Source organism: Sulfoacidibacillus thermotolerans (genome assembly GCF_003144315.1).
Taxonomy (GTDB): Bacteria; Bacillota; Bacilli; order Alicyclobacillales; family SLC66; genus Sulfoacidibacillus; species Sulfoacidibacillus thermotolerans.
The window spans coordinates 1-20,740 of the sequence record NZ_MPDK01000019.1 but is presented as its reverse complement, the minus strand read 5'-3'; the positions used below and the strand labels follow the sequence as shown (position 1 = coordinate 20,740).

Genomic DNA, 20,740 nt, shown 5'->3' with positions numbered 1-20,740 from the left:
GTTACATTATACTTCATATCATACCTCTCTTTCTAGATCCGCACAATGGAGAAATCAGTCCTATTGGTGAACAATTTGTAGAAACTTTCTGTAGTTTTCACTCAGTGTAATAAATGCATCACGATCCATCCGATCTAACGCTTCATCGATCGCTCGCAGCAATTGCTCTTTACGATGAGTTTGTTCAATGTGATCAAGTAAGAGTTCGACTTGTAATTCTATGAGTATGTCAGTGGGTGTCGCTTTGCTCATCGCTTCTTGTAAGTTTTCAACCACGGATAAATAGTGGACGCAATCGCTTCGACCACGATAGTAGAGTGTGACGTAGACATCTTCATCGGGATGAGTATGCACATCGAGAAACGCTTTCTCTACATCGGAAGTCACGCGCTTATTTTTATAAAATTTGAAGCCAGTCATTTGTACACAAGTCGTTGACATAAGAATCGATTTTTTCGAGTTGCGAAATTGTTCTGTAAAATGAACCTTTGCCAACAATTGGTCATTAGATGCTAAATATTGCAGGAGCCATTCTGCCTCTGGATTGCGCAACTCGTAGTGTTCGAGAAACCAGGTGATAAAATGCTTTTTATCTGCGACCGTAATGACGTTTTTCATGTGGGTTCGCCTCCTGTTAGCCTCCCAGACAATCCGCGTAAAAGTGTGAATGTTTGCTTCTTTATAATGATGTATTCGCCAATACCTTGTCGCTTTCCTGCTGTTGCAAAAGAAACAAAAAAATTGCCTGAGAAAGGCAATCTATATCTTATAAATATGGCTTTTACTCTGAGGAATTTTGCTTTAGGACTGTTTTGCAAATTGTGTCTTTAGTTCTAGTGGATAAGCGACGAGAAAACCCAATTTAATAAAAAGATCGAGCAAAGAGTCTGCGTCGCCAACAGCAAAACCAAGAGACTGAGGATTGAGACGCACAGGCGAACGTTTAACAATAGCGTCTAATTGTTCCAGTGATTCAGATGTCTCTTGATCTTTACACGTGACAACGCAATACATTTGCATGGAGATACTCCCGTATTCTTCACCCCAGTCATTCAAACAGCGATCTACATTTTCAGGAATTTCTGCGCCGCTGATTGTCTGTAGAAATTCGCGAATTTGTAGGAGTGTCCAGCCGTTTAGCATCGCGTGATAAATGCTATCCCGTGTAAGACGATAGATGCTTATATGATCCCGATGCACGGGTTCGGCTAACTTTTGAAGATCCCATGTATACACATGATCAGCTTCCTGCGGGACTAAGATTTCAAATGTAGGTTGAATGACTGCAAGTGGACGGGATGTGCAACGCGTGGTCGCTTGACTCTTCGCTACTTCTTTTGTCGTTTCTAACCAACGTTCACCATTCTCAGTGAGTTGATAGTAGACGTCACCTCCCGTATCTGTTCCTTGTGCGATAAATCCTAAATAGATAAGCATCTGCAAAATGCGGTTCGGATAGATCTGAGTCTTAGATTCATAATAGAAATCTGTGACAAAAGCGAGTAGCGATTGTTCGAGTGACTGTGCATATACCCAAGTATTGGCCGTGAGCTTCCCCATTCTCGAAACAATTCGCCAAAGTGTAGGAATCGATGAGCGATAGGTGCGCATATAAAAACGAAATAACTTTTCTTGGCGTATATCTTCAGATTGGGTGAGATATGTGCCGCTCTTTTCCTCATTGAGCAAAAGAACACCAGAGGGGTCTTCGATCAGACAACCTTCTGCATATAGATGATCGTAGAGAAGTGCAAAGCGATCTGGATAATCATGAAATCTCCTGCCATAACCAAAACGAAACCCTATGTGAGCTGGGAGAATGTCTTCTTTAATTTCAAATAGTTGTAGAATTTGCGATTGTTGACGCTTGAAAATAACACCATCCTGCGTCAATTTGATCTCATGACGAGCAAGGAAGAGGAGAAAAGTAACCGCATCGTGTGCGAGTGCATTGAAATCGTTACGCACCCATTGAGGTGTGCGCGAACTTTCTTGGATCGTTTGGCGCAATTTTTTTGTTTCTAAATTTAAAATACGCGACCAAATTTCAGTTGGACAGCGATATGCACGTTGTGATGGGGATCCTGTGGCGAAAAAGATGCCTTCTTCAAGTAAGTCACTTAACAGACGATGAGGCTCATCTTCGACGGACTTGTCAGAAAGTGGGTGGCGACGACGCAAAAGTGTCAGCAGCTCGGCTTCAGCGAACTCCTCTTTTCCCTCAAGCGTGATTTCTTGCAAGGCATACTGAATCTGTGGAGACAACGCATTCAGTCGTTCTGTAAGATAATTTGGATCACTAAAGCGATTTAAAATTTCTTGTAACAATGTGTTTTTGGAATATAATGGACAATTTATGGTGTGGCGCTGAGCAATTTTACGCAACTTACTGATATCGCTTTGATTCAGGCAGTCTGCGAGTCGCATAGGATCACCCCGAGAGAAATTACACCGTATGTGGAGTAGTATTTCTCATCTCAGTCCACAATATTCATTTATAGGAATAAAAAGGACTCGCATGAGATTGCCCATGCGAGCCAAGAGAGAGATTATAGGAGTGGAGAGAAACTGCGTTACACATCCTGTCTTATCATACTCGACATATTTATGGGAAGTCAACAGGTTAAGAATGCGTTTTCATTGTTGGGCAATCACCTGGTAATTATGTTTTCGCAAAATATCTTCAGCGCGATCGGCAAAATCAGCTGTGTCAAATTGCAATAAAAGTTGTCCATCGTCGCCTTCACGACTTTCAAGTATGCCAATATTGCGGATACTGATGGACGACTCGCCAAGGAGGGTAGCAATCCGTCCGATAAGTCCAGGTATGTCTGGTACAATGACCATCAAGGAAAATACTGCGCGAATTGCGCCTGTAGACTTTACGGGCAAGGCGTCGCGAAAAGTTCGTGCATTGGCGAACAAAGATTCAATTTGAGCTGCTTCGCGCTGTTCAATCAACTGCTTCAATGAACTGATTTGCTCGATCCACTCATCAAGTAAGGGGATGATCTCTCGGTGATTTTCAAGAGAGGTATCACGCCACAGTTTCGGATCACTCGAAGCGATGCGCGTGATATCTCGAAAACCTCCTGCTGCAAGTTCTACGTAAAGGGGTTCAGTACTCGCACGCTTTTGTACTTGATTTACTAATAGAGCAGCAATCACATGAGGGACATGACTGATCGCTGCGACAACGCGATCGTGTAAATGGGGAGATAACCATTTTACACGTGCCCCCGTAGCTTGTAAGAGTTTCGTCAATTCATGCAATCGGTCTTGCGGGGTCTTTACAGACGGCGTCAAGACATATACTGCATTTTCCAGCAGTAAAGCATTCGCTGCGGAAACTCCTGATTTCTCTGATCCAGCCATCGGATGTCCTCCGATGAAGACAGCATGCGTAAACAACTCTGCAGCTGCGTCTACCACATTGGCCTTGATTCCTGCCACATCTGTGATAATCGCTTCTTGCGCCAATTGCGTTTCAAATTTGGAGATCTCTTCTAAAATAGCAACTGTCTCAGAAATAGGTGTTGCAAGGACGACAAGATCCGCCTGCCATAGAGCAGATTTGAGGCTGGTTCCGATTTCATCGATTACCCCACGCTCGAGAGCGATGTGTAAGGAATCAAGGTGGATATCAAGACCTACGACGTGTTCAATCTGCCGAGTCGACTTTAGAGCAAGAGCTACGGATCCTCCAATGAGACCACAACCGATAAGGCACAATTTCTTAAATGTTCGTTGCGTTTCTGACAAGTGCGGACGCTCCTTTACCCTTTGTTCCTCAACTCTTGAAATTTTTGAATCACTCAGCGGATGCAGCGGCATCTGAGAGCGAACGGGCAAACTGGATCAGTTCGTGTAGCGCTTTGTCAGCGAGTTCTGGCTGGTGTGCATTTTGCGCGGCAGCGATCTCCTGACAGCGTCTGACAAGCGCACTCCCAACAATGACACCATCCGCATAGGCCGAAAGGGTTCGAACGTGTTCAGGTTGGCTGACTCCAAATCCTACAGCAACTGGGACAGGACTTGCTGCCTTAACTGTTTTGACAAATTCCTCAAGATCCGCAGCAAAATTTGCACGCTCTCCAGTGACACCTAGTGATGAGACACAGTAGGCAAAACCGGTAGCACTTGCAGCGATTTTTGTGATGCGCTCTTGGCTTGTCAAGGAGATCAATGGGATCAACGCGAGTTTAAAACGATCAGCCAATTGTCTGATTTCTTCACTTTCTTCGTAAGGTAAATCCGGAATAATAAGTCCGTCTGCCCCCACTTCAGTACAAGCTTGTAAAAGACGTTCGGGGCCATATTGAATGACCGGATTGACATAGGTAAAAACAACAATGGGCACATTTGTGACGGCTCGCACGCGCGCAATCAGCGCAAGTGCCTTTTTAAGTGTCATCCCTGCCTGGAGTGCGCGCAGAGACCCTGCTTGAATTACGGGTCCATCTGCTAATGGATCGGAATACGGGATTCCAATTTCAATCACGTCAGCGAACTGTGCAAGTTCGACAATCAATTGTAAACTATACGCCTCGTTAGGATCACCCGCTTCCACAAAAGGGATGAATGCCGCGCGTTTGCCGCGTTGTCGCAACCTATTTTCAATTGCTTCCCTGCCTCGGATCGTCATGCGAGTTCTCCTCCCAACAAACGCTCTACGGTGTGCACATCCTTATCGCCGCGCCCAGATAAATTAACAATAACAATGGCGTTTCGAGGAAGTGTCTTTGCATATTTTTCTGCATATGCGATTGCATGTGCCGATTCAAGCGCAGGAATGATTCCTTCTACTCGAGCGAGTGTAACAAATGCATCTAAGGCTTCTTGATCTGTGATGGGTTCATAAGATGCGCGCTTGCTCGTGAAAAGGTGAGCGTGTTCAGGCCCGATCCCAGGATAATCGAGTCCAGCTGAAATAGAGTGAGCAGGCTGAACTTGCCCATATTCATCTTGCAACAAGAGGGTCATTGATCCGTGTAAGACTCCCTTTCTCCCTTTTGCGATGGACGCTGCATGACGAGGTGTGTCAATCCCTTCCCCTGCCGCTTCAATGCCAATAAGTTTTACCTGTAGATCGTGAACAAACGGATAAAAGATGCCCATAGCGTTACTCCCACCGCCTACGCACGCGATAATTGCATCGGGAAGACGACCTTCTTGTTCCAAAATCTGCTCTTTTGTCTCATCTCCAATCACACGTTGGAAATCGCGTACCATCATTGGATAGGGATGCGGTCCAACGACAGAACCGATGATGTAGTACGTATCGGTTACGTGTTCAACCCAATAGCGAATCGCTTCATTTGTTGCATCTTTTAGCGTTTTTGTCCCTGATGTTGCAGGCACTACCTCTGTGCCCAGCAAACGCATGCGAAACACATTTAACGCTTGTCGTTCCATATCTTCTTCGCCCATAAAAACTGTGCATTGCAACCCGAGTAATGCTGCAACGGTTGCTGAAGCTACTCCGTGTTGTCCTGCCCCCGTCTCTGCAATGATGCGTTTTTTTCCGGTCATTTTAGCAAGTAGACCTTGGCCGAGGGTGTTGTTGATTTTATGGGCACCCGTGTGGTTAAGATCTTCACGCTTTAAGTAAATTTTTGCTCCCCCTACATGCTCTGTGAAATGGCGAGCATAATACAGAGGTGTCGGACGTCCAGAATAGTTGCGCAAATAATAACGCAATTGTTTTTGAAAATCTGTATCCTGAATTAAACGTGAGTAATCTTCTTCGAGCGTTGTCAATGCAGACATCAAGGTTTCCGGTACATATTTTCCACCAAACTCGCCAAAACGTCCATTCTGATCAGGATACATCCAATCCACTCCTCGCAGCATTCACAAATTCTCTCATTTTATCAGGGTCTTTCTGCTCATCCGTTTCAATTCCGGACGAAACATCTACCGCAAAAGGATGATACTTGGCAACTACAGACCCTACTGTATGGGGAGATAATCCACCAGCTATAACAAGCGGAGTTTCGGGTAGCAGGACTTGCAAGCGGGGAATCTGCTGCCAATCAAAGAAGTGACCTGTCCCTCCGTGGCTCCCTGCTTTATAGGTGTCAAGCAATATCGCATCAACATGACCGACATAGTGCGCTAGCATCTGATCTTCCTCTGTGCCGCGCACGCCCCAAGCTTTCCACACGGTAAGTCCATATTTTTCACGCAACAAAGAACAAGTCGCAGGCGCTTCCCGACCACACAATTGAACGTGCAAAACACCTGTTGTCTTACACAAAGAAACGATCTTTTCAACAGTTTCATCGACGAGGACGAGTACGGGTTTGGGTCCGACAGACTTGCTGCGGTCCAGTGGTTCGATTGCTGTTACGACTTCTTTGTCCGTAACTTGGCGCTTGCTCTTAGCAAGCACAAACCCAATATAATCTGCCTTCGCGTTTTGTGCAGCAAGGACATCATTCACGTTGCGCAACCCGCAAAGTTTTACTCGTGTCATGGGGATTGCTCCCTTCCAAGCAACTGAGCAATCCCCTGTTCAACTTTTTCTGGACCAAAACGCATGAGAGTTTCTCCGACCAAAATGGCCTGCGCACCAAAGGATTGTACACGTCTTACATCTTCATACGTACGAATTCCACTTTCGCTGACCAGAATCACATCATCTCTTACTTCATTTGCCAACTTCTCAGTAAGCTGCAAATCCACCTGAAATGTGTGTAAATCACGGTGGTTAACCCCTACAATGCGCGGATAAAGGGGACGTATTCGCTCCCATTCGTGGAGGGAATGCACTTCAATTAAAGGGGCTAATCCGAGATGTAGGGCAAGTTTGTATAGTGCTGTAAGTCGTTCATCGGAGAGTGCAGCGACAATCAGTAAAATCGCGTCAGCGCCCATTGCACGCGTCTCATAAACCTGCCATTCATCAATGATAAAGTCCTTGCGTAAAATGGGCAGTTGTGTGATTATGCGAACCGATTGTAAAACATTACTCGAACCTTGGAAATATTCACGATCTGTCAAAACGGAAAGGGCGCTTGCACCTGCGCGCTCATATCCTTTAGCCATTGCGATCGGGTCAAAATTTGCGGCGATGACTCCTTTTGATGGGGAGGCTTTTTTTATTTCGGCAATCAGCGCAACAGGAGATTTCCCTTGTAAACTCTCCACAAATGGCTTAGGTGCCGGGAGTGATTCGATACTTTGCTCCCATTCGCTTGCAGTCATACGTTCTCTTAGTTTTGCTACCTCTGTTTTTTTGGTTGCTAAGATGCGTTCTAAAATCGTCATGCGCTCACTTCACTTCCTAATTTGCGACTGCATTCGATCAGTTGTCCTAGTTTCTTGGCAGCGATTCCGCTGTCGATCAGCCGTTCTGCTAATCGTGCTCCTTCTTGTATGGATGTCGTTTTTCCAGCTACAAAGAAAGCTGCAGCAGCGTTGAGCACGACAATATCACGTCGCGCCCCAGTCTCACCGGAAAAGATCGCTTCGATCAGCCGTGCATTTTGTTCAGGTGTACCTCCTCGAACACTCTCCAATGGATATTCCTGAAGTCCTACGTCACTTGGACGAATCGTTAATTCCCTTACGGTGTGATCCTTAACTTCAAATAAATAAGTGATTCCGGATATAGAGATTTCATCTAGTCCTTCTTGAGATGTGACGACAAGCGCATGTTCACTGCCAAGTGACGCTAACACATGTGCCATTTTCATTGCGATCTCGGGATTGGGCGTTCCGAGCACTTGTCGTTTTGGACGAGCTGGATTCGTTAAGGGGCCTAAAATATTAAACATTGTGCGAAATCCTAATTCGCGACGAATTGGGGCAACGTATTTCATCGCGGGGTGGTATGCTTGTGCAAAGAGAAAGCAAATCCCGGTTTCTTTAAGGCACTGTGTAGCCGCTTCGGGGCGAAGTTCGAGGACTACGCCAAGTGCAGCAAGCACATCAGCACTACCCGCTAAGCTTGAAGCTGCGCGATTTCCGTGTTTGACCACAGGAACCCCTCCTGCCGCAGCTACGATGGCGGCAGCTGTAGAGATATTAAAGGTACCTGCTCCATCTCCCCCTGTACCACAGGTATCGACGATGCGGTCATCGACAAGGAGTGGCAATGCGTGTTCGCGCATTGCCCGCGCACTGCCGACGAGTTCAGCAGTGGTCTCACCACGCGCTTGTAACAATGTTAAATAAGCGGCAATTTGCGCAGCAGTAGCTTCTCCGCGCATAATTGCATGCATGGCCTGTTCTGCCTCTTGTTCCGTCAAGTGATTGCCTTTTGCGAGTTTGAGTAGAATTTCTTTCATCCTAATCTCTCCTTGTAAAAGCTGTGACTATATAAAATAAGAACCAAGGGTAGCCCTTAGTTCTCGTGAACGTCGCTGCTCATACGCGAAGAGATCGTCACTTTTTTACTCTTCCACGATCTCATAACTTTGCTCAGCTCTGCTCCGCTCACGCTACTAAGGCGACCAAACGCCTGTCTCTCTCGTCTCTGACGACTATCACTGCCGGCTCTGTGGCAATGCATAGTATAGGTGTCAGCTAAAGTAATCGTACTACGAAACGTAAAGTTGGTCAATCAGCGAGAACTTGTCTTACGACAGCTTCGTCTACAGATGCTTCGAAAGACACCGTCCCAAGACGCTCTGGAAGAATAAAGGGCAAACTGCGTGAATGCGCTTTTTTATCGCGGCGCATGTGTTCAATCAGCGCATCAATCGCTTCTTTTGACTTTTGTTCTGCAGGCAATGACGTCGGCAACTGCGCTTTTTCAAGCAATACGCGCAGGCGATCTTCAAATTCTACATCGATTTTTCCTAGTCTTCGCGCAATCTTTGTTTCATAGATCATTCCAATAGCCACCGCAGCTCCGTGCGTATAATATCCATATTGCAGCGCTTCGATTGCGTGTCCGATCGTATGCCCAAAGTTTAAAAACGCGCGAATCCCTGACTCCCGTTCATCTTGGCTGACAATTTTCGCCTTAACTTTACAAGATTGATAAAGCAAGTGCGTCAAGGCGTCAGAATCTCCTAAAAGAATGGGCTCGACGTGTTCTTCAATATAGGCAAACAACTCAGGATCATAAATCACACCGTGTTTAATTGCTTCAGCAAGCCCGCTTGAGCGCTCATATAAAGGGAGCGTTTGCAGAGTTGCGACATCGTAGAGGACAAGTCGCGGCGCGTGAAAAGCGCCGACTAGATTTTTTCCTTCAGGTAGATTAATCGCCACTTTTCCACCGATACTTGCATCGTGTGCGAGAAGTGTAGTCGGAATTTGCACAAAATCAATGCCACGCATAAACGTAGCAGCTGCAAACCCAGCCAAATCGCCAATAACGCCTCCGCCTAAGGCGAGCACGGCAGATCGTCGATCAAGCCCTGCTGCAAGGAAGGCACTGTACAAACGAGCTGCGTGTTGCAATGACTTTGATGATTCGCCAGACTCAACAGCGAATGAATACACATTGACAAATTCTTTCTTAAGAGACTGCTCTAATGTTTTTACATACCCTAGTGACTCTAATTTTGCATCATAGACGATCATAAGACTTGTCTTTGGATTGAGGATCGAAGTGAGCCATGATGACGCTTGCTGCAACAGTCCCGTGCCAATGACGACTTTATAATCACCTTGTTGCGCCGTGACGGTGAGTTCTTTTGGTGTACCTGTCAGCTGCTGCTGCACTTCACGAACGCTCCTTTACTTGTGTGAGATAATTTTCATAATTACGTTGTACTTCTTTTATCGAATCCCCGCCGAACTTTTCCAAAAAAGCTTCTGCGATGACCCATGCTACCGCATTTTCACCAACTACCGCAGCTGCAGGTGCAGCGCATGCATCAGACCGCTCAATCGCGGCTAAATAGGGTTCTTTCGTCTCAAGATCTACACTTGGCAGTGGTTTATACAGAGTAGGAATCGGCTTCATCGCGGCACGTACAACAATCGGTTCGCCATTTGAGATTCCGCCTTCAATTCCTCCAGCCCCGTTCGTTGTCCGGTAAAAACCGCGTATTTCATCATAATAGATTGCGTCATGGACAGCAGAACCGAGTTGTCGAGCGGCTGCAAAGCCAGCGCCAATTTCGACTCCCTTGATTGCCTGAATGCTCATGAGCATTCCAGCTAAACGCCCATCAAGTCTTCGATCAGGCATAACGTAGCTACCAAGTCCCACGGGGACACCCGTCACAATGACTTCAAAGATTCCCCCCACGGTGTTTCCTTGCTCTTTCGCTTCATCGATTACAGCAATCATTTGTTTTTCTGCTTCCACATCTGCCGTTCGAACCGGAGATTGTTCGGCAAGTGCTGCGATTTGCTCCATGGTCAGAGAAGCGAGAAGATCTGCTGATGTAGAAATTCTTCCAATTTGAACGATGTGCGAGAAAAGATGAATGCCAAAGACAGCTAAAAATTGCCGAGCAATCGCTCCAACAGCAACTAATGTAGCTGTGTTCCGAGCACTTGCTCGTTCGAGTGCATCTCGTATATCCGAATAGTCATACTTTAAGGTAGCCGCCAAATCTGCATGCCCTGGTCGTGGTTTCGTGACGATACTTAACTCATCGGGAGGATTCCCAGTAGGAGACATTCTTGATTCCCAGTTTTTATAATCTCGATTTGCAATGCGAAAAGCAAGAGGAGAACCTAATGTTTTTCCGAACCGCAATCCAGATAAAAATTCGATTTGGTCTGACTCGATCTTCATCCGAAAACCGCGGCCATACCCTTGTTGACGACGCCATAATTCGTGATTGACTTTTTCTATATCGACATTCAAGTAAGCAGGTAGACCTTCTATGATCGCAATGAGTGCAGGGCCATGAGATTCCCCAGCAGTTAAATAGCGCAACATCACTGGCCCTCCTTATGGGATTTGTCACATTATACTACAAACTGTGTCTGCTGTGTCCGATTATGCATGAAAATAACCATGCACAGGAGATGTTCTATCCATTGCGCATGGTTATTTTGGAGTTTCTAGGAGATTCTTAAGAGAGAAGTGATAAAAAATTATGTAAAACTTGTTGGGCGCTTGTGACATCGGCAAGGCTCACCATTTGTGATGGAGTTCCCACGTAACGTGCAGGAATTGCGAGTCCACATGTCGGGATTCCAGATTGCGCCAAGAAAATTGCGCCTGCATCGCTCGTCGTTCGCGGAGCTACTTCAATTTGGTACGATGCCGATACGTTTTTTGCTGCTTCAATCAAATGGTTACTCCATTTTTTTGATACCACCATTGTTGCATCGAGTACTTTTACTGCAACCCCGGCTCCGAGAGTGAGTGATGAACGTTCAGCTTTTGGTGTATCACCAGATGGACTGATGTCAAGGACAAGAGCGATTGTCGGATGAATGCGATGACCCGCAACTTTTGCTCCGCGGGAACCGACTTCTTTCTGTGCGGAAAAAACGCCGACGATCGTGTAGTCGCTTTGTGCATGTTGTAGAGCGTCGATGAGCAAAGCACACCCCACGCGATTGTCAAGCGCGTGCCCGACGATCAATTGATTCCCCACTTCCTCAAATCCATAGGCGAAAGTAGCGGCATCCCCAATTTGCACATCGCGCATCGCATCGCTTTGAGTTTGTGCGCCGATATCGATAAAGAGATGGGAGAACTCCAAATCCTTTAACGCTACGTTATGTTCGGCGCCAACGACGCCACGTCGTCCCGTGCGCGCAAAAACGACGCGGGCGCCAACAAGCGAGGCTGCGTGCAAGGGTCCAAGAGGTGCAATGCGCAAAAATCCATCCTCATCGATATCAATCACACTAAGGGCAGGTTCATCCATGTGCGCAACGATCATCACCGTTTTTTCTGAGATTTCGGAACGCGCTTTTTTGATGACGTAAAGATTGCCTAATACATCCTCGTACCATTCATCGACATGTGGCTCAACAATTCTCAGGATGCTTTCTTTAATTGCAAATTCATCCCCAGATGGTCCAGAAGGGACGGTTAATGTACGAATTAGATCTTTCATTAGGCTGAAAAACCTCCCTGTTCAATACTGCGAAGCACAGCTTCTAAAAGTCGCACGGTGTTGTCATAGTCATCTAGGCTGATCATCTGTGAGGGTGCGTGAATGTAGCGCGTGGGGATGCTGATTGCCGCACTGATGATCCCCATTTCCGTTAGATGAATGGCTCCAACGTCGTTTGCGCCGCCGATTGTCCGGCGTAGTTGCACAGGGATGCCTTCTTTAGTCCCCACTTGCACAATGTGTTCACGAAATGCGCGATGAGCAATCGTTTTGGCATCGACGACAGAAATCGCGGGTCCAGCACCTTGAAGCGTAGATTGACCATGTGACGGTGTCTCCACGACATCGAAACACACCGTTCCCTCGACGACGAGCGCCAGGTTTGGTTTAATGCGATAAGCGACGGGCCCTGCACCGCGAAGTCCTGTTTCTTCTTGCACAGTAAATGCATAGACGATGGGCAGATCAAATTTCTTGCGCATGGTTTCAATCAGGACTGCACAACCTACACGGTCATCAAATGATTTTGCCTTGGCGCGGCGTTCCCCGATCTCTTCATATTTTGTAGCAAATACAGCTAGATCGCCAGGAGCGATATATTTTTCTGCTTCTTCGCGAGAATGTGCGCCAATGTCGATGTAGAGTTGTTGTAACTCTAAGGGTTGTTCGCGCTCTTTTGGCTCTTGGAGATGTACGGCTTTTGAACCTATAACGCCAAAAATCCGGTCTTTGCCAACAAGTACTGGCTTTGACACAAGAATGCGCGGGTCTACCCCTCCAAGGGGCCGAAAGCGCAAAAGCCCATGGTCTTCAATATCAACAATCATAAACCCTACTTCATCCATATGTGCAGCGAGTAGAATTTTGGGACCACGCGCTGTCATATTGGTTTCTACAATCAAAGATCCAAGTGCATCCGTGTAAATTTTATCACCATAAGATTTGACTTCTTCATAAATAACTTGACGGATTTCATCTTCAAAACCTGAAGGCCCGAAAGCTTCGGTTAATTTTCTAAGTAACATGTAAGCCCCTCCACAAAAGCCGCATCAATTTGAGCAATAAAGCGAGCCAACAACACACCGGTCAAGCGCACATCAGAAAAATCAAGAGTTTCCACAGATGTGTGCATATAGCGCAGAGGAATGGAGAGGAGTGCCGTTGGAATCCCTAGTTGAACGATTTGCATAGGATCTGCATCCGTCCAGGTAGGACCTTGACTGACTTCAATTTGCAGAGGGATATTCTGTTGTTGCGCGACCTCCCGTATCGCATAAAACAGTTTAGGATGTATGCGCGGGCCTAGAGTAAGTACAGGTCCACCACCAAGTTTTTTGGCTAGATCCGTGGAGACGCCAGGAGTTTCTCCATGACACACATCAATTGCGATGGCGATATCTGGCATATAGCGAAAGGCTGCGGTTTGTGCGCCTTTACTGCCAATCTCCTCTTGAATGGTACCTACAGCATAAACATCGGCGCGATGACGCAGTTTTTTCAGTTCATCCAAACAAATTGCCATTGCTGTGACACTCGCGCGGTTATCCATCGCTTTACCACTCATACGGTTGCCAAGCAAATGCATCGTCTGTCGGTGAATCGTAATGCGATCACCTACTGAAACGAGTTCTCGCACACGCTCCTCTGTCATGCCTAGATCGACAAATAAGTCATAAAGTGGAATCGCTTTTTTGCGCTCTTCTTGTGAAGACAAATGCGGCGGCTTTGATCCAATAATGCCAATTAAGCTTTTTTTTGCATGAACCATGACCTCTTGCCCTAGAAGTGTGCGAGGGTCAAAACCTCCTACTTGAGCCACACGCAAAAAACCGCCTACTTCAATTTTTGCCACCATGAGCGTAATTTCATCAATATGTGCAGCCAACATAATCCGCGGTTGTGGTTCGCCACTCTCTCCATGGGCAATGAGTGCGAGATTCCCCACTGTATCAAATTCAATTTGATCGACCAGTGACTTTGTCGCAGCAGCAAGGACATCAGCCACATTGGACTCATCTCCGGAACCGCCTGCTGTTTCTGTCAAGCGGATCAACAGTTGTTTTCCATCCAGCAAGCTTGTACCCTCCATATGCTTTGCATCTGCATCGCATCGCTTAATTTTTTACTGTAGTGGATCTTAAATCGATTTCGAGTTTTTGTAAATCCTCGGGTAGGTCGCTCTCACACACAACAGGTTCTTGTGTAAAAGGGTGTATAAAAGATAATTTATACGCGTGAAGCGCTTGGCGCATAAATAAATCGGCAGTTGCCACGTTTCCATATAAGGGATCGCCAAGGAGAGGATGGCCAATAGAGGACAAATGTACTCGAATCTGATGAGTTCGTCCAGTTTCCAATCTGATCTGAACTTTTGTCGCTTGACTATGTTTAAAAACTTCTAAAATGCGCACATGGGTCACTGCAGATTTTGCGTCATTCAACAGATCGTTGGGATATATGGTACGCTTAATGGTAGATCCTGCAGCAAGCCCTATGGGTGTACGAATGCACTGTTCTGGGAGATTCATGATTCCAGCGGCAAACGCGATGTATTCGCGATGAATTTCGCGTTTACGCAAAGCGCGCGACAAGCGCTCATGAGCAAGCTTGTGTTTGGCTAGAATGAGTAATCCAGACGTGTCGCGATCTAGGCGATGAACGGGGCGAAACCGGTAGGACTCTTCGCGTTGGGCCATATAGTAGGCAACTGCAGAGGCTAAAGTTCCTGTGCGTTCTCTACTCGTCGGATGGACAAGCAATCCTGCCTGCTTATTGACTACAAGTACATGAGCATCTTCAAATACGACGTCGAGCGGAATGGGTTCAGGTAAAAACTGGCTTCCTGGTTCAAAAACTTGTTCAATTGTCACAACGTCGCCATTGTGCACTCGACTGGTGAGAAAAGTTGGACTTCCATTTACGCGAATATGTCCAGCCAAAAGAAGTTCTCGCCGCAATCGGCGACTCAGCTTGAGGGGGCCTAGTAGATTTTTTACCATGCGCCCTTCATCCTCATCTGTCACAACTTTTTCGAAATACAGCACCGTAGTTACCGCCTTTATGGCATGTGTAGAGTACACCTGTGTATACTTGTACAAACCCCTTATGGGATATGTCGTGCAATCGAGGTGTTTTTAAAATGAAGTACATTTTTACAACGAGTCAACACAAAGATCGCATAAATCCAAGAGAAGTCAATCAAAAACGGCGAATTTTTACTGCAGGGATTCTGACAGGAATCGCACTGACTCTTGTGATGTTTTCCCTTTTTATTGTAGGAGCAATGCATTATTTACAGCAAAAAGCAGACCAAACATCCGTCTTTGCAATTGCTCCTGATCAACAACCAAAGGATAATCGCGTGCAACTTTATTTCCCACTTGAAAAATTCTTAGCTTGGCGTTCCACTGCACAATTGCAACTCGGAATGATCAATGACCGCGTCGTCATTCATTTGATGGTTCACCCATTTACACAAATTCCATTACAATTTGCAGTTTCGATCTTTGGAACGCCAAACGTGTATCATGGATATTTCATGTTAAGTCAGGTTCATGGTACAGTTGACGGAGTTCCTTTACCCACAAGTTGGTTGCTCACAGCAATAGCGGATGAAGGAGCAAAATACGGTGTACACGTGAATGACAAAAAAGACACATTGTACATTGAAAAAACATTTGGCGCATATCGACTAGTAGGATATGACATGCAGACGAAAGACCTAATTATCTCCTTGCCAGTGCAGACTGTAGAACATGCAGCACAGGGGCAAGTGACATTATAAGGTAATCTCAGTTACTTCGTCTGTGATGATAAGGGGTGCACCAGTTTTACTTTGGACGTCCTCGATGGTGTGTCCCGGTGCAACTTCCCGAAGTACGAGCCCGTCCGAAGTGACATCGATCACCGCCAAGTCAGTGATGATGCGATGTACGACTTTTTTACCGGTAAGCGGAAGTGTACACTCTTTTAGGATCTTTGGCTCACCATTTTTACTTACGTGTTCCATCGTCACAATGAGTCGTTTTGCACCGTGAACAAGATCCATGGCACCGCCCATGCCTTTTACCATTTTCCCAGGGATCATCCAATTGGCCAGATCGCCTTGTTCTGAAACTTCCATTGCACCTAAGATGGCGACGTCGATATGGCCTCCGCGAATCATAGCAAAAGATTCAGCACTTGAAAAATAGGCGCCACCTTTTACAATTGTCACTGTCTCTTTCCCTGCGTTGATAAGATCTGGATCAACTTCATCTTCTTTTGGATAAGGCCCTATACCAAGCAACCCGTTTTCAGAATGCAAAATGACATCTGCATCTGCGGGTATGTAATTGGCTACGAGCGTAGGCATGCCAATGCCTAGATTCACATAGGAACCTCTAGGAATTTCTTGTGCTGCACGTTTTACAATATCTGTCCGAGTCAGTGCCAAGTTGTACTCCTCCTTTCTAGCTGCGTACCATTTTGCGTTCGATGCGTTTTTCGTAATGTTCTCCGACAATTACACGCTGAACATAGATACTAGGCGTGTGAATTTGTCCGGGATCTAACTCTCCTACTTCCACTAGTTCTTCTACTTCCACAATCGTAATTTTTCCGGCAGCAGCCATCATGGGATTGAAGTTTTGCGCAGTTTCACGATAAATCACATTGCCAATCCGGTCTGCCTTCCAAGCTTTAATCAACGCAAAGTCAGCCACAATCGGATACTCTAGTAAATATTCTTTGCCACTAATCACGCGTGTTTCTTTTCCTTCAGCAATAGGCGTACCTACTCCTGCAGGGGTATAGAAACCGCCAATTCCAGCTCCTCCAGCACGGATGCGTTCTGCAAGCGTACCTTGTGGAACAAGTTCAACTTCCAATTCTCCACTTAAAAATTGTCGTTCAAATGTTTTATTCTCCCCAACGTAGGAAGACACCATTTTTTTAATTTGTTTGTTCTGCAATAACAATCCCAGTCCAAAGTCGTCTACACCACAGTTATTGCTGATACAAGTTAAATCTGTGATACCGCTTTCTTTTATTGCTTGAATCAAATTTTCAGGAATACCGACCAATCCAAATCCTCCGACAAGCAGCGTGCTGCCTGATGTGATGTCAGCGATAGCTGCCTTGGCGGATGGGAATACTTTATCCAAAGTTTCTCCCTCCTTTGTGATTATACTAGCATATCAGAGCGATGCGCGTCATGGGGTTGGAATTCTTTTTATCATGCGATAATCGATGATCGAATAGCCGTTTTTTTGATACAAATTTACGCCTTCGACATTCGTTTTTGTCACAAAAACCTGAAAGATATGTGTTCCTCTTGCAAGCAGCCATTTTTCAGCCTCCTGTAAAGCGAACGTATCGGCTCCCTGGTTTCGCCAAGAGTCCTCGATGAATAACTCTCCGAGTATTCCTATTTTATCCATGCTAAGTGGGTCGATTGTTTCTGTGACAAATACATATCCCGCTGGTTCTCCATGTACTGTTTCTACCATCAGAGCATGTCCCTCACGTTGTATCGTCATGCGATTTAATTGAGCGACAAACTGTGCGCCTTCTTGACGATTTCTCAGTATGCGCCTAGTTTCTGCAGGATCATTGGGCAATAAAGATAACTTACGCCACAAATCATTTTGAGAAACGACAACTTCTGTATGATAACGTTCTACGCGTTCTCGATCGCGGACAAATTGAAAAGGCCGAGCAATAAATTGAGTACGATCTGTTTTTTGTTCTGTTTTTTTTTCTAGACGCTGCACCTTTTTGGATGGTTTCTTGTGAGAAGTGGGTTTATGTTGCATAAGTTTTGCTGCTCCCTTCGTGTAATTTGCCACGTCGCTTGGATTTTACGCGCAGGAGCTTGGTTACATGTGTCTTTCATTGGTTTCTGCTAAAAGTTCATAACGTTCCAAAATGTGCGTGAGATAGACGAGCGGAGTGTTTTCTACGCCACCATACTCTGCTTTCGTATGCAAGTGAACCGCATCGGGGAATTCCTCATTGAGAATTCCTCGAATGCGTCGACCGGCTCGATCGTGGTCAGTAAAAATATAGACTTGTGCATCGCCGATGGTGGTCTTTAACTCCATCAAGTGATCGTGTGTAGGGATTCCATAAGTACATAAAATCACCGTTTCTGCATTGACAAGTGGAGACAGTCGTTCTTTATCATGCTTTCCTTCTACGATGATCACGCTGTGCACGTCCGCCCCACTCCTTTTGCCAGATTGATCAAAGAATCACAGGTATTCGTTAGGCGCGAGGAAACGATTTTTTTACTTTTATTTTCTCAGTTCAGGTACACCTTCTGGCGCTAATGTATGTTCTTGTAGTTGTGTGCGCACATGTTTTTCGATTGGCACTGTTTTTTGCGTGGCATAGTCATAGTGAATCATGACGGCCTGACCACGTGCGACCCATTCTCCACGATCGTTTTGGAGTGCATGTTCAATTGTAAGACTGGAAGATCCAATATGGCTAATCCACGTATAGGTTGTTATTGTCTCCGCAAATTTCACCTGTTGTAAATAATCACAACGTGTAGCAGCGACGATTAAATTCCACGAGTTCAATTCTAATGTTGGAATGAATAGACGGAAAACTTCAACGCGTGCTTCTTCCATGTATACATAATAGGTAGTGTTGTTGACATGACCTAACCCATCACATTCGCTAAACCGCACAGTTGTTTGACTCGTAAACATAATGTATCACTCCTCTTATTTTCATACGCTTACACTACTGCACGTGTGCTCAGCGAGCTTTACTACAGTTAATTCAGTGAATTTATTAAGTATTGAGGACTACTCCCTCGTTCGCTAAAGTGATTGATCTCGTTGCATTTTATGCTTCGCTTAGGCTTCGTTTTCGAACGATAAGACACAAGCGTGTACATGTTTTCTTTTCAGTGATTCCCGTTTTGTCTGGCACATTTGGATCGTACATAGAGAGGAAATTGTTTTTATTATAGCGTGAGATCGCAAGAATGTCTCACCGATCGGCAAATTACACTGAAGTTGAAATTTAGTTACAAAATCATTACAAAAGGCTCTGTTCATCTCTGATTTTCTGTCGTAAAATGAAGACCAGATTACAAAAAAGATTTTGCATGGGGGATCAAAATGAAGAAAAGACGTACATTAGGTGTTGTAGCTGCGAGCTTACTATTATCTGCATTGACTGGAACAGAATTAATAGATCATCATGTATTTGCTTCACAGGCGCAAGTAATGCCAAAGCAGATCGTGACAGAAAGGAAATTCCCCTGGCCGTATAAAGCGATGCTAGCCATCGAATCAGATGCAGACCATACGGATTTGCGGAAATTTAATATCATCCATGAGTTTCTCAATACAAAAGACGAGACAATTTTAGGGCGAGGCTTGGGACTTGATATTTCGGATTCTTTTTTCCTTTATAATGGCTCAAATGAACCGCAAGAGATCGATTATAACGGTGCGACCGTAAAAGATGAGATGACAATGTTTCAAGGGACTTCACATGATCCCTCTATATATGCTCCGATTTTGTTGTATTACATTCGGCATGGTTGGATTGACACATTCCACAGCGCGGGTGACTTTTCACGGGTTAACTCCAATACAACTTTGTTTTCACGCAGTTTAGAAGCATACGCGATGGAATTTTTAAAAAAGGAGCATGTGCCAGCGATTACGATTTTTACCGACCATGGAAATCGTTCAAATGTGGCTAACTTTGGGTCTTATACGCCATTTGATCATTATATGGAGGGAGATAACCCAAAATCGCCCTACTATATCACAGACTTATTAGAGCATGAAGGCGTGCAATTTGTGTGGTCCGATCATTTTGGTGACCAATACAGTTACAAGACGATGCTCTATCCAATTACTCTGCGCGATGGTACAAAGATGTGGGGATTCTATCGTTTTACTGGAACGCGGAAAGTAATCTTTTTACATCACCATAGAGATGCTGTTGCGGATTGGGATAATATGTGGAACCCTACTTATCTATGGGAGCAACTCTCACCAGAACGTCTTGATCAACTCGTTAAATCAGGTGGATATACGGTCATTGCTACTCATTTAGAAGGTAATGCAAATGAGTACCCTTTAAATCAGCAAACCATCGAGGCATTGGTTCACCTCGCTCATATGCAAGATCACGGGTTAATTCTCGTGGCGCGGACGAGTCGTTTATTACAATATAACCTCGTACAGCAAGGTTTGCAGTACAGAGTCTTCTACAACAATCAAAACGGAATCACAGAGATTAATATCACAGAGGTGCGGGATCCAGTGGATGGAAACTTTATTCCCACATGGGAGCAACTACGTGGAATTACCTTTCATGTCGAAAACCCTAGTTATGTAACCCTGACAATTAACGGAGTTCCTGTTCCAGACGCAGAATTGGTTCGCTCTGCACATACGATAGGAATACGTTGGTATACACCTGATACCACAAATTGGGCCGTGACTGTCGGCAGTCCTTTGTATCATCGACTTGAGGTACGTATGGAAGATCTTCTTCACTAAACCTTAGGCTCTGAAGTTATTTCTCTAACTTCAGAGCCTTTTTATATACACAAAGTCAACATAATAATATTATGGTTAATAAAAAGAAAGTGTAAAAAAGAAGCATTATCCAGCAAAAGGCACACGCTCTATTACTTTGCGTGTGCCTTTTGCGTAGTGTATCGATGTTGTCTGGCAACGACCTACTCTCCCAGGACCCTGCGGTCCAAGTACCATCGGCGCTGGAGGGCTTAA

At 45.4% G+C, this 20,740-nt stretch carries 21 protein-coding genes; 2 read left to right on the top strand and 19 right to left on the bottom strand.

The annotated features are described in order from the left end of the window. Nucleotides 1–60: 60 nt before the first annotated feature. From BM613_RS10505 to BM613_RS10440, 14 genes are all read right to left on the bottom strand, one after another. Nucleotides 61–618 carry a YpiB family protein gene (locus BM613_RS10505; protein ID WP_109431141.1) on the bottom strand — a complete coding sequence of 186 codons (558 nt, stop codon included), beginning with the start codon at nucleotides 616–618 and terminating at the stop codon, nucleotides 61–63. A gap of 183 nt (nucleotides 619–801) precedes the next feature. After that, nucleotides 802–2,328, bottom strand: coding sequence for a helicase-associated domain-containing protein (locus BM613_RS10500; RefSeq protein ID WP_181363059.1), 1,527 nt, complete (start codon nucleotides 2,326–2,328; stop codon nucleotides 802–804). Nucleotides 2,329–2,637: 309 nt separating this feature from the next. Next, nucleotides 2,638–3,762: a prephenate dehydrogenase gene (locus BM613_RS10495; protein WP_245926357.1), complete on the bottom strand. Its 1,125-nt coding sequence runs from the start codon at nucleotides 3,760–3,762 to the stop codon at nucleotides 2,638–2,640. Between the two features lie 49 nt (nucleotides 3,763–3,811). Continuing rightward, nucleotides 3,812–4,645 (bottom strand): tryptophan synthase subunit alpha, encoded by an 834-nt coding sequence (gene trpA, locus BM613_RS10490; protein ID WP_109431138.1) that lies wholly within the window; start codon nucleotides 4,643–4,645, stop codon nucleotides 3,812–3,814. Continuing rightward, nucleotides 4,642–5,832, bottom strand: a complete 1,191-nt coding sequence (trpB, locus tag BM613_RS10485) for a tryptophan synthase subunit beta (RefSeq protein WP_109431137.1) — start codon at nucleotides 5,830–5,832, stop codon at nucleotides 4,642–4,644. Before trpB ends, trpA begins: the two co-directional genes overlap by 4 nt. Further along, complete coding sequence (locus BM613_RS10480; protein WP_109431136.1) at nucleotides 5,822–6,478, bottom strand: phosphoribosylanthranilate isomerase; 657 nt, start codon at nucleotides 6,476–6,478, stop codon at nucleotides 5,822–5,824. The genes trpB and BM613_RS10480 overlap by 11 nt, the downstream gene beginning before the upstream one ends. Continuing rightward, a complete protein-coding gene (trpC, locus tag BM613_RS10475; protein WP_109431135.1) occupies nucleotides 6,475–7,272 on the bottom strand; it encodes an indole-3-glycerol phosphate synthase TrpC in 798 nt (265 codons plus the stop codon). The genes BM613_RS10480 and trpC overlap by 4 nt, the downstream gene beginning before the upstream one ends. Next, nucleotides 7,269–8,294, bottom strand: coding sequence for an anthranilate phosphoribosyltransferase (gene trpD, locus BM613_RS10470; protein WP_109431134.1), 1,026 nt, complete (start codon nucleotides 8,292–8,294; stop codon nucleotides 7,269–7,271). The genes trpC and trpD overlap by 4 nt, the downstream gene beginning before the upstream one ends. A 271-nt stretch (nucleotides 8,295–8,565) precedes the next feature. Beyond that, nucleotides 8,566–9,681: a 3-dehydroquinate synthase gene (gene aroB / locus BM613_RS10465; RefSeq protein ID WP_245926356.1), complete on the bottom strand. Its 1,116-nt coding sequence runs from the start codon at nucleotides 9,679–9,681 to the stop codon at nucleotides 8,566–8,568. A 1-nt stretch (nucleotide 9,682) separates the two neighbouring features. After that, entirely contained in the window at nucleotides 9,683–10,855 is a 1,173-nt protein-coding gene (aroC, locus tag BM613_RS10460) for a chorismate synthase (protein WP_109431133.1), read from the bottom strand. A 136-nt stretch (nucleotides 10,856–10,991) separates the two neighbouring features. Next, nucleotides 10,992–11,990: a M42 family metallopeptidase gene (locus BM613_RS10455; protein WP_109431132.1), complete on the bottom strand. Its 999-nt coding sequence runs from the start codon at nucleotides 11,988–11,990 to the stop codon at nucleotides 10,992–10,994. Then, nucleotides 11,990–13,015 (bottom strand): M42 family metallopeptidase, encoded by a 1,026-nt coding sequence (locus tag BM613_RS10450; protein WP_109431131.1) that lies wholly within the window; start codon nucleotides 13,013–13,015, stop codon nucleotides 11,990–11,992. The genes BM613_RS10455 and BM613_RS10450 overlap by 1 nt, the downstream gene beginning before the upstream one ends. Next, complete coding sequence (locus tag BM613_RS10445) at nucleotides 12,997–14,064, bottom strand: M20/M25/M40 family metallo-hydrolase (protein ID WP_245926355.1); 1,068 nt, start codon at nucleotides 14,062–14,064, stop codon at nucleotides 12,997–12,999. The genes BM613_RS10450 and BM613_RS10445 overlap by 19 nt, the downstream gene beginning before the upstream one ends. A 40-nt stretch (nucleotides 14,065–14,104) precedes the next feature. Beyond that, on the bottom strand, nucleotides 14,105–15,034 hold the full coding sequence (locus BM613_RS10440) for an RluA family pseudouridine synthase (protein WP_109431130.1): 930 nt from the start codon (nucleotides 15,032–15,034) through the stop codon (nucleotides 14,105–14,107). 95 nt (nucleotides 15,035–15,129) lie between these two features. Between BM613_RS10440 and BM613_RS10435 the strand changes: the two genes are divergently transcribed. Beyond that, nucleotides 15,130–15,774, top strand: a complete 645-nt coding sequence (locus BM613_RS10435) for a hypothetical protein (RefSeq protein ID WP_109431129.1) — start codon at nucleotides 15,130–15,132, stop codon at nucleotides 15,772–15,774. On the opposite strand, the gene BM613_RS10430 is transcribed toward BM613_RS10435, so the two are convergent. The 5 genes from BM613_RS10430 to BM613_RS10410 form a co-directional block, all read right to left on the bottom strand. Continuing rightward, on the bottom strand, nucleotides 15,769–16,425 hold the full coding sequence (locus tag BM613_RS10430; protein ID WP_109431128.1) for a CoA transferase subunit B: 657 nt from the start codon (nucleotides 16,423–16,425) through the stop codon (nucleotides 15,769–15,771). The two genes, BM613_RS10435 and BM613_RS10430, sit on opposite strands and share 6 nt — an antisense overlap. Nucleotides 16,426–16,441: 16 nt before the next feature. Further along, entirely contained in the window at nucleotides 16,442–17,134 is a 693-nt protein-coding gene (locus BM613_RS10425) for a CoA transferase subunit A (RefSeq protein WP_109431127.1), read from the bottom strand. A gap of 48 nt (nucleotides 17,135–17,182) precedes the next feature. Then, nucleotides 17,183–17,785: a GNAT family N-acetyltransferase gene (locus BM613_RS10420; RefSeq protein ID WP_109431126.1), complete on the bottom strand. Its 603-nt coding sequence runs from the start codon at nucleotides 17,783–17,785 to the stop codon at nucleotides 17,183–17,185. Nucleotides 17,786–17,848: 63 nt separating this feature from the next. Then, a complete protein-coding gene (locus BM613_RS10415; protein ID WP_109431125.1) occupies nucleotides 17,849–18,187 on the bottom strand; it encodes a toprim domain-containing protein in 339 nt (112 codons plus the stop codon). A gap of 78 nt (nucleotides 18,188–18,265) precedes the next feature. Continuing rightward, entirely contained in the window at nucleotides 18,266–18,688 is a 423-nt protein-coding gene (locus BM613_RS10410) for an acyl-CoA thioesterase (RefSeq protein WP_109431124.1), read from the bottom strand. Between the two features lie 417 nt (nucleotides 18,689–19,105). On the opposite strand from BM613_RS10410, the gene BM613_RS10405 reads away from it, so the two are divergent. Continuing rightward, complete coding sequence (locus BM613_RS10405) at nucleotides 19,106–20,506, top strand: hypothetical protein (protein ID WP_109431123.1); 1,401 nt, start codon at nucleotides 19,106–19,108, stop codon at nucleotides 20,504–20,506. Nucleotides 20,507–20,740 lie beyond the last annotated feature (234 nt).

Coding starts and splice junctions, on each gene's coding strand:
- trpD (WP_109431134.1), bottom strand. CDS start 8,294: ATGAAAGAAATTCTACTCAAACTCGCAAAAGGCAATCACTTGACGGAA.
- BM613_RS10435 (WP_109431129.1), top strand. CDS start 15,130: ATGAAGTACATTTTTACAACGAGTCAACACAAAGATCGCATAAATCCA.
- trpA (WP_109431138.1), bottom strand. CDS start 4,645: ATGACGATCCGAGGCAGGGAAGCAATTGAAAATAGGTTGCGACAACGC.
- BM613_RS10455 (WP_109431132.1), bottom strand. CDS start 11,990: ATGAAAGATCTAATTCGTACATTAACCGTCCCTTCTGGACCATCTGGG.
- trpC (WP_109431135.1), bottom strand. CDS start 7,272: ATGACGATTTTAGAACGCATCTTAGCAACCAAAAAAACAGAGGTAGCA.
- BM613_RS10505 (WP_109431141.1), bottom strand. CDS start 618: ATGAAAAACGTCATTACGGTCGCAGATAAAAAGCATTTTATCACCTGG.
- trpB (WP_109431137.1), bottom strand. CDS start 5,832: ATGTATCCTGATCAGAATGGACGTTTTGGCGAGTTTGGTGGAAAATAT.
- BM613_RS10420 (WP_109431126.1), bottom strand. CDS start 17,785: ATGCAACATAAACCCACTTCTCACAAGAAACCATCCAAAAAGGTGCAG.
- BM613_RS10410 (WP_109431124.1), bottom strand. CDS start 18,688: ATGTTTACGAGTCAAACAACTGTGCGGTTTAGCGAATGTGATGGGTTA.
- aroC (WP_109431133.1), bottom strand. CDS start 10,855: ATGTTGCGCTATTTAACTGCTGGGGAATCTCATGGCCCTGCACTCATT.
- BM613_RS10405 (WP_109431123.1), top strand. CDS start 19,106: ATGAAGAAAAGACGTACATTAGGTGTTGTAGCTGCGAGCTTACTATTA.
- BM613_RS10450 (WP_109431131.1), bottom strand. CDS start 13,015: ATGTTACTTAGAAAATTAACCGAAGCTTTCGGGCCTTCAGGTTTTGAA.
- BM613_RS10480 (WP_109431136.1), bottom strand. CDS start 6,478: ATGACACGAGTAAAACTTTGCGGGTTGCGCAACGTGAATGATGTCCTT.